Here is a 14,263-nt window from a genome sequence, read left to right as displayed (position 1 = left end):
CTTGTGAACGCTATGCGTTCACGTTTTACGAATGGTTAAATTAACGTTTCGTAAGCGTTCATTTTTTTATTCCTACAGTATTAAACATCTTGCGCCTCAAACAGCCTGTAAGGATGTTTGGAGATGCAAGATTATTAAATAAAAAGACACTCCATTTCTTATTTGTTAGGTGGCTATTCTCGTAATTCATATACTTTATAAATAAAATACTTCCTTCTTATGATTTAAACTTGTGTTAATACCTTTATCATAATGTGTGTTATAAGAATGAAACTCTCATGAACATCTATAACACAGCTAAAATTAGTGGATTTCTTGAAATACGCCCTTGGAAGATTATACTTTGCTCCTTGCAAGTTGATCCCTGTTTAAAGAATTTAATACGATATATTTTTACTTCATTTAGTTGAAATTGTTTTTATAACATTTAGTACTAATTATAAAATATATTATATTATAATAATTAAGTAATATATAGAATACTAATTTATGTATAGATATATTTTATTTTTATCATTCAAATGGAACAAAACATCATATGAATCCTTATTTTATTTATTCATACATCTGTTAGGTGTAACACTCTTTAAATAACTCCTAACGTTGTAGTTAAGGGATTAGTCGGTAAAATAACGGATAGCGTTCACGTGAAAATAAACACTAAAATAACACTTTGATAACGTTTAGATTCTCCAAGAATCCCGATACCTTAAAATATTCACTTAACCTTTATAGATTATAGTTAGGATTAATAATTTAAATTTATAACATCTTCGATTTGGTAACATCATTTAAAAGCATAGTTGCTTAAAAGTAGCACTCTCAAAATTATTGCATAAATTTTATCAATCTCTGACAAAGAACCATTTCCTCAAAAATGTGAACGTGGTAGGTGTATGCCAATTGACGTAAGCCAAAATGCTTGGCTTGTTATCATATAATTGTAGATATTGCTTTTTATGAATTCTTAAGATAGGATGTTGGTTGCAGAAAACTCATTGCAATTGTAAACTATCGTCCCATGCTTGACGAAATTATGAAAAACAGGATAAAACAGTAATCTCATATATTAAATAGATCGCAATATTGTTAAGAGGTCACAGTTTCACATAAATAGTATTCTCATATTAAATACATCCTATACAAAAAATTGTTAGTAGTGTTAAAAATATTTTCTGAGGGTTTCATGACCGTTTTTATAACGTTCATGAAACCCTCAATGTGTGATAGTAACTTTCGTTACACTCATAAATCCCATTATAAAATTTTTCTATTTTTTTATAATTATATTGTAAAGCTAGAAATGAATTGATTTATTTTTTTAGTTAATCCTTGATTAATATATCTATTATAGAATATGCCATAATAATGAAAAATTCATTCGTAAAACCTCTAAAATAAATGCCTAAAGCATGCGATTAGATATAACTATAACTTTCTCCTCATTACATTTTGCCTTCGACTCCAACGTTATTGAAATTACATCTAAGATACATCAAAAAATTATTGCCTTCTTTAGACTACATATGCCAGTTCAAAGTATCATTCGTTCTTCTGAAAAGAATACGTTTTGTTTTTATTAGCTAGTTTCTACTGTTGGAACAAATTTAGCTTTTTTATAAATAAAAAGACTTCTTTTATTCCTAATCCCACATCATTCTCAACAGAAGTACCAATTTTCATTAATTCTTTTATGTATCATCTAACAGTCGTACTAATTCATAGGCTTTACAAACAGCGTTCCACTATAGATTATAGATATTTTTGTTTGATCATCTATTATAACCATATTTCCGTTCGTTTGTTTCTTTTGTAGAATTTTATTTTGTTTGGACTAGAGTAATTCATTTCAAAAAACATATGCTTATATCCATCGTACTTCTCTCCGGACTAAGATTTCTATCTTGAATCTCCTTATATAAAAAAGAAGATTCTTTTAAATTACACTCATATTATCTCTTTACCGAAGCTTCTGCTCTATCCATCAAAAACATCGAATTAATTAATATGTAAATATGCAACTAAAAATTGATTCAAGTAGGCCCCATTACAAAATAACAACGCCTAAATAACACTTCTAAAACGTTCATATAATAAAACTATTGTATTTAATGTAACTTAAGAAACTTAAATATATAATTTTGGTTAAAAAATTTGATGTCTTACCACAAAAATTTAGAGTTAATTTCAAAAATAAAACAAGAGCACTGAAGGTTATTCATTATCTATTTAAATATCTTACTTTTAAACTTTAAGCCAGCATTCCTGTGATCCTCTGTGAACGCTATGCGTTCACGGAGGATCACTTACTACATTCCTACTATAAACAGTAAAAGTATGTAAATCGATTAACACCCTAGATATATATCCAATCCCAAATCATATTATATTAGTTGCTTCAGAAAGTAGTTTTATTTTTCAAAGTATGTTACCAATGAACCTCCTAAAAAACACCTTTTCAACATAGCTTTATATTGCCACTATGATTTAAGTATGTATGTAGAGACTACTTTAATATCTATGTGATTTTTTATATAGAAATACTTCAATTGAAATTCTTTACAGCCTATATAAACTACTTTTTTATTATTGAGCTCGAAAAATAAATTTATAGGTTTTATCATTACGTAAACCATTTTCTCTTTAAAACCACCTTTAAATGTTGCTATTACAATGTTTAACGCTTTAAAAACGCCTAGTGTTCATCTGCTAAGTTCGCCAGATAAACACCATAATAACGTTTGTTTAGCAAATATATATGAATCTGTAATTAATCCTGTTCAATTTTTATATTCAAATCAAATTTCATAGATTCTCTATTCTTTTAAAGGAGTGCTGCAGATACAAATAGAACATATACAACAAAATACATATTGTAACTTGATATGTAGAGGGTTAATTTGCATACTACTTTTTTAGTCTTTTAGTTATAGTTATCATCAAAATAGCCAAAAACAAACTTATATAGTAAAGATCTCAGTTTAAAACCGTCTTTCAATGCGTTACTACACCAAAAAACATCTAATCTTCCAATCTCATTTCTTTTATCAGCTATTTGTTTATAAAAAACATTGAAATCGTTGATATAAAGGGGTTTAACGCATTAATAACGCCTAGCGTTCACATAATATCAAACACCGAAATAACACCTTTATAACGTTTATTCGGCTAACCATTTTAACTATTCAAGTATGTATAAGTCATATTCGTAATTAATCTTATTTGCTTTCTAATTTTCTTCCTCCTGATTAAAATGTATACCTCATTCCACTAGATATCCCTTGGATTCCCAAAATATATCATCAATAGTCTATTCGTAAACCATAGAAACAACATGATATTTTAAAAGGCATCTTCGACAAACGTATTCCTCCCACCAATAACGCCTTTTATATTTTATAGATATCCAAAAGATATCTAATACATATCTAAAAAATACAAAAGATCAGAAATCTCCCGAAACAACCCAACACATCTCGATTTATTATCTATTTTTATATTTATTTTATATTTATTTTATATTTATTTTATATCTATTTTATATTTTAAGTATATTTTTTATTCATAAACCTTATAAAACCCTTGTTGTTAAAGGTTTTATAGGTTATAATATATTTATTAGATATAAATTAGAAATAAATTTCATAGAGGTGATGTATAATGGCAAGTTTAAAAGGCAAAACTCTTCATATAGACATAGAAGGTGATATTGGGAACGATTCATTTAAAGGTTACATCAATGGTGAATACATAAAAATGAAAAATGTATATCAAAGTGTTTACTCAATGCCTAATGTTACAGAGACAAACATCCAAAAAAACGTAGTTAATTTAGTAGATAATATGTTCGTGAATATTGCTAGTAAATCAATTCGAAGATCCGGAATGTATTTCATTGGTAATCGAGCGATGTTAACAGGGAAAAATCCTAAAAACATGAACATTAAAGTCGGTCAAAAATACAATGATGATTTGCCTCTAATTAATATGCTAGGATTAATTGCAAACAAATCAGTTCAACTTGAATGGGAACGCACAGAAGAACTACCACAATCAATCAATGTGACTGTCGACCTTATTTCAGCTATCCCAGCAAGCCAATGGACACCCGTAAACGCTAAACATTTAGAACAGCGTTTTACTAATTCAAATCATGTTGTAGTGGTTTATGTAGGAGAAGAGCAGGTAACGGTTAGCTTAACATTTAATAGTGCAAACATTACACAAGAGGGTGTTCCTCCGTTATTTGCAATTCTTGAAGGGGAAGAGGAGATGTTTACTGATTTCACTAAACTATATGCAAAAAAACTTGAAATCAAAAAAATTGACGGCTCTTTCTTTAAAAACAAAAAGATTCTACATGCTGATATTGGGGATGGAACAACTGAGTATATCTATACAGTTGGCGTGAACCCCGTAATTGATGCTTGTAGCGGTGAAAGACGTGGTGTCGGTCATGCTACAGAAGAAGCTGTAAAATTATTAAATCAAGAACGTGGCACAAACATTAAACGCCAACAATTCTCTCAAATTCTTCAAGATATAGATCATAAATACCATGAAGAGGCAACAACCCACTTTAATATTACAAAAGTGGAACAAGCTGAACTAATCCTAGAAGATACAGATGAAAAATATGTAAACAATACAGCCAGTGAAGCTGAAGTTTTATGTGTGTATGGTGGGGGAAGTATTACTTTTAAAGATGAATTATATAATCAATTATTAGAGTATTGTGAGCGAGTTGGAATGTACTTATTGTGGATTCCAGAGAAATACGCTGTAGATATGAATGCTAAGGGGATGCAAATTATCAAGAAAATTCTTTCTCGAAAAAAGGTGAAATAGTATGTCCGACAAAAAAAGAGAATCCTTCTTCTGGAACCTCAAGAAGATTGAGAATGAAGAATTCTTTAAATGGTTCGAGTCACAAAGCAATATAGCCGATTCTTTGTATAAACTTGTTTGCTATTTTATTGATAAACACGGTTTACAAGACGTGGCTGATTATAAGATACAGCAACAAATGCAAAAAGAAATTTTACTTCAAGATAAAGACTTTTTAAATGATGTTAAGCGTATACTTTTAAATAATTCAAACCTTACTATTCAAAAAGAAAGCCAAGCAATTGAAGAAGAGGTAGCTGATTCAAATAGAATAATCTCATCTAATGAAAAGAATTCTACTTCTAAAGATACACATATAGAAAATGAATCAACAACTGAAAAAGCAGTACTAAAAGATGAATATGAAGATCTGGATACGGCCAATTTATTTGGTAGCTAGCGTTATTACTCCATGATAAAAAAGAGTCCCTATTTTAGGGACTCTTTTTTATCATGGAGTTAAGCTTTTTCTACATCTTATCGATAATAATTTGTCTTTTATACCACTGATTTAATTTATCTTTAGCCGTGCCTGAAAGGCGTTTTGTTTTCTTATTATAAAACCTAGAAAGGGTAGGTTGTGATATACCTATTTCTTTTGAAAGTTCTCGCATTGTAATATTTTTATTCACATGGAAGAATGATATTTTTTCTCTAATTGAATTTTCATAATCATCAACATCTAAAGTGTTATTTTCTATTTTCACTGGAGACTCTTCTTGTATGATCTCTACTGTTTTTTTCTTCGCTATTTTTTCTATTGAATTCATTAATTCTTTCGGCGGTAAAATGATTATACCTAACTGAGCATAATAGTTCTTAAACCAATTCTTCTTTGTTAACATTTCCTCTTTTAAATCTTCACTGTACTCCCAATGTGATATTACCTTTTCCTTCTCTAAATCAATAAGAACATTTTCTAACTGTTCACGGATACGATTTGGCTTTTGATTTTGATTTATACCCATGACAGCCAGTAATCCCTTATCTCCTCCTATAGAGTAAGGCCTTTTTAAACTAGAAAACATTTGACGAATTCTCCATTGCCAAGTTAAATAACGAATCAATCTCTTATGATATTTATGTCTATAACTATTATATTCTAACGCTTTTTTTGATAATAGTGCCGTTGTACTACTAGAACCATATAAATAACTTGATAAGAAGCTCCCTGGCTTAATCCTGCAAGATTCTATCCCCATATATTCGTTAGTGTTAGTATCTCTCCAGAGTACCACAGAATCTAATACAAAAAGCCTCTTAATAACTTCTCGCTTTACTTCATAATGTTTACCTGCTTCAGCTCGATCATTTAATACAACTACCTCATTATCATCATTTAAATAGATAAAAATACTTGCTAAGGCAGCAATACGTTTGGCAACCTTTATTTTATCTTCTGCTCGATAATATTCTGTGTTATTAGCCTTTGCTTTAGGTATGCTACACATTTCTAATACCTGATTATATGAAAAATCTATGAATTCATCAGGAGACTTTGCCTCTTTTAACCACTGAATAGTAATTGCATCTAAACAGTCAGCAGTTAAATCATCCATATTACTCATTACACCATCAACCAATGTATTCCAACGAGCAGCTTCTTCAATATTTATTAATCTTAAATCTTCATCTTTATGTGAAGAAAGTTGTGCAACTCCACTACTATCTTTCGTTTCAATTGGATAAGATTTCAACTTTGTATTTTCATCTTCTTCAAATTGATTCTTTGCTATGCCATCTCTTAATTTATAATAAACCGCAGAATTATTCACTTCATAGTAATTCTCGTGCTCTAAACTTGTATTAGATTCCTTTGGTTCCTGCACGGTTTCATTGTTTGCTCTTGAAAACTCTTGCTCCACAAATAATCCTATCGCCACATCAATTTCAATTTGGTAAGCTTCTATGTTGGTGAATATTTCCAAAGAGGAGATTCCCTTTTTTTGTTGCTGTTCAAGCCACTGTACAAGCATTGAAAATGATGGGGAAAAATAGTCCGAAGTTACGATCCTACTAGTATCTTCTTTAACTTCTAAGTAATAAGCATTCCATTTATACCACAATTGTTCATTATGTTTATAGATAGGTGCTGATATTACTAATGCATCTTTAAACAATTGTAGAACATTATCCATATATATCCTTCTCCTTATTTAATTTACAATTGAGAATGATTTAAACTTAAATCTATATAGCCTTATGATGTTCCTATTCATGAAAATAAAAAAGAATACAGTAAGTTCTAGCCAACCATCCCTTAGTGATAATCTAGCACGTATGCTTATAACCACTTCTTTTACTGATTATACAAGACTGTATCCATTTGGAAAAGGCAAGACGTTATAAGAAACCTAATATTTTTCAAGGAATTAGCTGAAACATGAAATTTTTTTGCGATATCATGTCCCTTTTGATTAAACATGAAAAAGCTAGGTTATTCATGTTTTAAAATTGCCCTTGTATATATGGTAATACTCATTAAAGTTTACATACAAAGTGAAAATTTATAGCGGTATCATGTCCCTTTTGACTAAAACATGAAAAAATCCAGTCTTACATGTTTCATGAAATTAAACTATATATTTTTTTTCATAATCTTTTCTACCCTTGATACAAAAGGGTTTCTTCTATATTCAAGGTATGAAACAAGAAAATTTATAGCGGTATCATGTCCCTTTCGTGTTTAATAAATCTTCTTAAATCCCTTATATACCATGCATTTATACAACATCTCCTCAAATTTCAGGGAATTATAGAACATGAAAATTTATAGCGGTATCATGTCCCTTTCTATCTGAAAAGATGAATCAATCCTAGCGGTATCGCGTCCCTTTTATAGATAACAAATTTCATATAAATCCCTTTAACATCAATGTTTATTAACGATTTTCACGTGAATTGTAATAAATAGAAATATGAAAATCCACAGCCCTATCATGTCCCTTATGTTTTTATGAAAATAAGCTTCCAATCCCATTAGGACAACGTTTATTAGCAGTTTATAACTCATTTCCTTGTTTATTTAGAACATGAAAATCCATAGTGATATCATGTCCATAAAAAAAATAGAACAAAACCCGAAACCCCTTGATATGAAAGGGATTAACGTACATTTCATTTTTTCATGTTTGCTCTTAAAGGGACCCATTTCATCGAATTTTGATTTGCTATAATTAAAATCGGTATATTTTATATTGTACGGATATGTATATTTTAATTTGTATAGGAGGTGAAAAAGATGAGCAAATCATTTGTTATTCGTAATCAACGTAGTCTGAATGGACAATCTACTAATGCGGTTATCGTTACATTAAAATCTTGGCAAGCACTTGTTGATGCATTGGAAGGAAAATACTATAGCTATAAAGATACATACCTTGAAGATATTATTAATCAAATGTCGTATGAAGAACGTATTGCGGATATCGATGGATTTGTTGCACAGGCAAAGCCATCTTTTTCACGTCATACTATTTCAAAGACAATGGGAAGAAAACATAAATTGTACGGTATTACAAATGCAGATCTTGAAGTATTCCTTTATCTACATAAAAAATGCTATACGAATGGTATTATTCCAAACGTAACAGTACATATGCTTTGGGAAGACTATAAACAATACAAAGAAGAATTGGCATGTATACAGCATTCTCAATTCTATATTGCATTAAGAAAATTAAGCCTACATAACATTATTACGATTGAAAATGAATTAGATAGTCGATACACAATTAAAATAACTCATTTTATGAATGAAGAAACAGAAAAAGCAAATCCTTATGTTTACATTAGTCCTGTAGTCTTTACAAAGGCTTTCTTTGAACTTTCAATAGCATCTAAGAAGCTATTCTTAGATATTGCTATGCAACAGCATAGAGAAACTACATTAAAACGTTCTTTAGACAAACAGGATGAAAGAGGTAATAAGACTCACTTTGGTGGAATGTACCGCTTTCTACATAAGAAGTATCCACATCAAATTCGTGCAGTTATGAAAGAACTAACGACTGTATTGCCTTGTACAGGAACTCCACTATTCAAAATCTGTAAACTACAAAAAGGGGTTCAAAACAAGAAAAAATACACGACTTTATTTTTATCTATTCATCCAGACTTCTTATGTGGAAAAGAATCAGGCGAACTACAGTATCGTGATCCTTTTACTCCAAAGGTTACATATGCCCGTAAAGCCCGATTTATTGAATCTACACTACAAGAAATGCATATTGGGGAATTTACACGAGACATGAATAAATTTATTCATGTACTTAAAAATACCTGTCATCGACAAATCCGTAGTGTAATACATAGTTTGCGTGACATGATTGATCGCACTGAAAAATATCCAAGTAAGTTAGTATATACACTGAAAAAATTACTGAATCAAACATCACAGTATCATATTCTTGATACCGCAGCTAAAGAAGGGATTTATCCTCTTATTACACAACACGTACCAGCAAAACAAAAAGAACAAGCTATATTTGATTTCGGATTGCATTTCTCTATGTACTCTCGCCGAAGCATCAAGAAGCTGTTCCGTAAAACATTTGAGTTATTAAAGAACAAATTTGCCGTACCTGTTACAGAGGAATCTTACCATCGTAATTATCTAAGATATCAAGAAGAAACATTATTTAGAAAATACGCTTATGAACAAGGTGCAAATCTAAATGCTTATATGGCTTTAGAAATAGAAATGCGTGAACTTCTAAAAATAAAAGGACATAAGGAACGCTTTATTCCTAGCGATGTACGTGAATTGTTCATTGAAAAGATAGATAAATTACCAAAAGAAAAGCTAAGGGTAATTGAAGTACCTGGTAGCATAAATTTAATTACCTTTATACGTGCCTTGGAACAGCTGATACGTACTGGAATTCAAGTAACATCAACTGAACAGGTATTAAAAGTAATGGAAGAAATGTAATCATTTTCAGCTCTCTATATTTGAAAAAAAATCAAAGTAGAGGGCTATTCGTGTTGGCTCTATCATTCAAAGTCTTTCTATTAGATACATTTATATACTTTTCTAAAAGATTCTATTGAAAATAGAGTCTTTTTTTATGCACTTTTATACAATAAAAGTTATTCATCATTCTTAATTTCCACAATAGTAACTTGAAAAGGTATCCAATACCTATATAAATAGAGATTTTACTCTACATAAAATCATAAGAAAAATTAAATTTTTAGTGGATATGTTTATAAAAAGTATCATTTGTGAATAAAAATATCATACCATTGTTGTTATATAAGGGTTCCATAAGTAAATCTACTAAAATTCATCAAGTTTTATGTGATTAAATATGAATAACTGAATTAAGTGGACTAAATTATGATTATTGTGTATAGATTGTGTACAAATAACTACAAATTGGGGACAACTATCGAGAATATCTTCTTATTTATGGGTGAATAAATATACTTATCAGTGAATTATTTTTCTTCATTTTTTATGTAGGAATAGTGGTATTATTTTATGATTTTATGTAGAAAGGATGGTACAACAAAGTCTATTTTTACACTCCCATTACATACCATTTATGATTTTTTACAGTAGGGCATGTTAAAAACATTGTCATAGCAAGCTTTATTCTATATTTCATGAACCTATATAAGTTTTATCTTTATATTTTTAATATATATATAAGATATATATTTATATAAGATTTTAAGAAAAGGGGGAATATTTCAGATAGGATGGGGACAAACAATATATTTTTAAATAAAAAACTATTTATATTATATATACTAATGTTTTTAAAATTTATTAATAAAAATTTTTAACTACTAAACACATTAAATAATAATAACTAAATTACATATAAGTGTTAAATATCATTTTAGGTATAGTTACCACCACAAAGAGATTTACGTACTATAACAAATTAATAGTTCTTTACACGGAGATGAATTACTGTTGCTTTAGGAAATTAATAGTTATAAACTTATAGGCAAAGTCAAGATCCTAGCTATAAGTTTGTAAAAATAGAGTATAAATTTATTATACTTTATTAAATTTTTTATACATGAATAGGAGTGATATTTATGCAACTAAAAAATGTAACACCTATGGGATTAAATGATGATGTATTCAAAACAATTATTAATAAAACTGAAAATACATTTCCATCATTTTTTTTCATTAATCCGTCAGGTAATGTTGTCATACCAAAATATTTGAACAAGGATATATGCATGTATGCAGTTTTCGGTGAAACAATGGTTATAATTGATAATGAAATTGAGATATTAAGGCATCAACAAATATTGTATTTTAATGCTGAGGTGTACATTGAATTGAGAAATAATACAACTGAGAATGTAATTGTATATATTGATGGTGTAAATAAGTAATTATTGATTAGAATTATTATAAATATTTGTGAAATACTTCACAAAAAGTACACAATAAAAAATAGTCATTTCATGTATAGTAGGAGTAGTTGAAAATTTCATATTATTATTTGTGAAATACTTCACATGATTTGAGCTTTTACTTAATAGGCAAGATGAAAACAATAAGTTCCAACATTTTAAATCTATTTTTATAGTGATCTGGAGGCTTTAATATGACAAACAAGACAGATGAAAAAGAAGTACAAGCAATGGTCAACGTAGTAATTAAAGATGAAAATGATGTACAAGAAGTTGTTAATACTTTAGTTGAAAATGGAAAAGAAGCACTAAAAGCACTAGAATCTTATACGCAAGAGCAAGTAGATCATATTGTTCATGAAATGGCACTATCTGGATTAGACCAACATATGCCATTAGCAAAAATGGCGGTAGAGGAAACTGGTCGAGGTGTGTATGAGGATAAATGTACAAAAAATATATTTGCAACTGAATATATTTGGCATAGCATAAAAAAAGATAAGACTGTAGGAATTATTCATGAAGATCCACATGAAGAAGTCATTGAAATTGCCGAACCAGTAGGTGTAGTTGCTGGTGTGACACCAGTAACAAATCCCACTTCAACTACTATGTTTAAAGCAATTATTGCAATGAAAACAAGAAATCCAATTATTTTCGCTTTTCATCCATCTGCTCAGCGTTGCTCTGTTGCAGCGGCTAAAATTTTAAGAGATGCTGCAATTAAGGCAGGGGCACCAGAGAATTGCATTCAATGGATCGAAAAACCTTCTGTTGAGGCAACAAAAAGATTAATGAACCATGAGGGGGTTGCACTTGTTCTTGCAACCGGGGGTGCTGGAATGGTGAAATCAGCATATTCTACAGGGAAACCGGCCTTAGGAGTAGGACCTGGGAATGTACCTTGTTATTTAGAGAAATCAGCACATGTAAAACGAGCTGTAAATGATTTAATTTTATCAAAAACATTTGATAATGGTATGATTTGTGCTTCTGAACAAGCAATCATTGTAGATAAAGAAATCTATAATAGTGTAAAAAAAGAAATGCAAGACAACAATTGTTATTTTGTTACCGAAGAAGAGAGAATAAAATTAGAGAAGCTTGTTATTAATGAAAATACATGTGCAGTAAATAGTGATATCGTTGGGAAATCAGCACATTATATTGCATCATTAGTAGGCATTAAGGTACCAGAAGATACAAAAATACTTGTAGCTGAAATTAAGGGAGTGGGTGCAGAATATCCACTATCACGTGAAAAATTGAGCCCAGTATTAGCTTGTATCAAAGCAAATTCACAAGAAGAAGGATTTAAATACTGTGAAGAAATGTTAAATTTAGGTGGCTTAGGGCATTCAGCGGTTATTCATTCTACAAATAAAGAAGTACAAAAACAATTTGGTTTAAGAATGAAAGCTTGTCGCCTTATTGTAAATTCACCATCAGCACAAGGTGGGATTGGTGATATATATAACGCATTTATTCCATCTTTAACATTAGGTTGTGGATCATACGGTAAAAATTCTGTTTCTCAAAACGTAACAGCTACACATTTAATAAATGTAAAGCGTTTGGCGAATAGAAAAAATAATATGCAATGGTTCAAATTACCACCTAAGGTTTTTTTTGAAAAACATGCGACACAATATTTAGCTAAGATGCCAAACATTTCACGAGCATTCATTGTAACGGATCCAGGAATGGTAGAACTGGGATATGTGGACACAGTTACACATTACTTACAACAGCATTTAAATGATGTAAAAGTAGGTGTTTTCTCAGAGGTAGAACCAGATCCATCAGATGAAACAGTATTCAAGGGTGCTGAGATGATGAGAAGCTTCAAACCTGATGTAATTATTGCATTGGGCGGAGGTTCAGCAATGGATGCAGCAAAAGGAATGTGGCTATTTTATGAATATCCAGAAACAAAATTCTTTGGAATCAAACAAAAGTTTTTAGATATTAGAAAACGTACATGTAAATTTCCAACACTAGGGCAAAAAGCACAATTTGTTGCGATTCCAACAACATCAGGAACAGGGTCAGAAGTGACACCATTCGCGGTTATTACAGATAAAAAAAATAATATAAAATATCCACTTGCTGATTATGAATTAACACCAGATGTAGCAATTATTGATCCACAGTTTGTAATGACAGTGCCACCTCATGTAACAGCAGACACTGGAATGGATGTGTTAACACATGCAATTGAAGCATACGTGTCTATTATGGCAAATGACTATACAGATGGATTGGCCTTAAAAGCCATTGATCTAGTATTTAAATATTTACCAAGAGCATATAAAAATGGAAATGATGAAGAAGCACGTGAGAAAATGCATAATGCTTCTGCAATTGCAGGTATGGCTTTTGCAAATGCATTTCTTGGTATTAATCATAGTTTGGCGCATAAGCTTGGACCAGAATTTCACATTCCACATGGACGCGCTAACGCAATCTTAATGCCGCATGTAATTCGCTATAATGCTATTAAGCCGAGAAAACATGCATTGTTCCCAAAATATGAGCATTTTGTGGCAGATGAACGTTATGCATATATTGCAAGAACATTGGGGTTGCCAGCAAGTACAGTAGAAGAAGGGGTAGAATCTCTGGTACAAGCAATTATCAGCCTTGGAAAAGAATTGAATATTAATATGAGTATTGCAGGACAAGGAGTAAAACAAGAAGCATTTGAAAATGTTGTGGATGTCTTATCGGAAAGAGCATTTGAAGATCAATGTACACCAGCAAATCCGAAACTCCCATTGATTTCAGAATTAAAAGAAGTCTATAAACAAGCATATAAAGGTGTGTAATAAGTTAAGTAGGTATAACTTTTTAAGTTCATAGATTTTGTATTTGATATTTGTAAATATATTGTATATGGGTGTTAAGGGGAATATATATTATAAACAGCATTGTTTTAAATAGAACATCTAACAAAAATGCTGCCTAGATGACCTGTATGAAGGTAAGATGG

At 30.3% G+C, this 14,263-nt stretch carries 6 protein-coding genes; 5 read left to right on the top strand and 1 reads right to left on the bottom strand.

Annotated elements, in window-relative coordinates; translation table 11 throughout:
* Positions 1-3,660 precede the first annotated feature (3,660 nt).
* Positions 3,661-4,848, top strand: a complete 1,188-nt coding sequence (locus ACTFRY_RS24570) for a ParM/StbA family protein (protein WP_000157614.1) — start codon at positions 3,661-3,663, stop codon at positions 4,846-4,848.
* A gap of 1 nt (position 4,849) precedes the next feature.
* A complete protein-coding gene (locus ACTFRY_RS24565; protein ID WP_001280892.1) occupies positions 4,850-5,287 on the top strand; it encodes a hypothetical protein in 438 nt (145 codons plus the stop codon).
* Between the two features lie 70 nt (positions 5,288-5,357).
* Here the strand turns inward: ACTFRY_RS24565 and ACTFRY_RS24560 are convergent, their stop codons facing one another.
* A complete protein-coding gene (locus tag ACTFRY_RS24560; RefSeq protein ID WP_000370964.1) occupies positions 5,358-7,025 on the bottom strand; it encodes a helix-turn-helix domain-containing protein in 1,668 nt (555 codons plus the stop codon).
* 1,103 nt (positions 7,026-8,128) lie between these two features.
* Here ACTFRY_RS24560 and ACTFRY_RS24555 point away from each other — a divergent pair.
* The 3 genes from ACTFRY_RS24555 to adhE all read left to right on the top strand — a co-directional run bounded on the left by ACTFRY_RS24555 (position 8,129) and on the right by adhE (position 14,099).
* Entirely contained in the window at positions 8,129-9,820 is a 1,692-nt protein-coding gene (locus ACTFRY_RS24555) for a hypothetical protein (protein ID WP_000045390.1), read from the top strand.
* Between the two features lie 1,121 nt (positions 9,821-10,941).
* Positions 10,942-11,250 carry a hypothetical protein gene (locus ACTFRY_RS24550; protein ID WP_001176239.1) on the top strand — a complete coding sequence of 103 codons (309 nt, stop codon included), beginning with the start codon at positions 10,942-10,944 and terminating at the stop codon, positions 11,248-11,250.
* Between the two features lie 251 nt (positions 11,251-11,501).
* Positions 11,502-14,099, top strand: coding sequence for a bifunctional acetaldehyde-CoA/alcohol dehydrogenase (gene adhE, locus ACTFRY_RS24545; protein ID WP_074596623.1), 2,598 nt, complete (start codon positions 11,502-11,504; stop codon positions 14,097-14,099).
* Positions 14,100-14,263 lie beyond the last annotated feature (164 nt).

This window comes from Bacillus cereus group sp. MYBK195-1, from assembly GCF_051916605.1.
GTDB lineage: Bacteria > Bacillota > Bacilli > Bacillales > Bacillaceae_G > Bacillus_A > Bacillus_A cereus.
Note: the sequence above shows the minus strand (reverse complement) of the source record. Positions and strands in the feature narration are given on the sequence as shown.

Excerpts from the sequence above, each read along its gene's own strand:
- ACTFRY_RS24570 (WP_000157614.1), top strand. The coding sequence starts at position 3,661 with ATGGCAAGTTTAAAAGGCAAAACTCTTCATATAGACATAGAAGGTGAT.
- ACTFRY_RS24565 (WP_001280892.1), top strand. The coding sequence starts at position 4,850 with ATGTCCGACAAAAAAAGAGAATCCTTCTTCTGGAACCTCAAGAAGATT.
- ACTFRY_RS24560 (WP_000370964.1), bottom strand. The coding sequence starts at position 7,025 with ATGGATAATGTTCTACAATTGTTTAAAGATGCATTAGTAATATCAGCA.
- ACTFRY_RS24555 (WP_000045390.1), top strand. The coding sequence starts at position 8,129 with ATGAGCAAATCATTTGTTATTCGTAATCAACGTAGTCTGAATGGACAA.
- ACTFRY_RS24550 (WP_001176239.1), top strand. The coding sequence starts at position 10,942 with ATGCAACTAAAAAATGTAACACCTATGGGATTAAATGATGATGTATTC.
- adhE (WP_074596623.1), top strand. The coding sequence starts at position 11,502 with ATGGTCAACGTAGTAATTAAAGATGAAAATGATGTACAAGAAGTTGTT.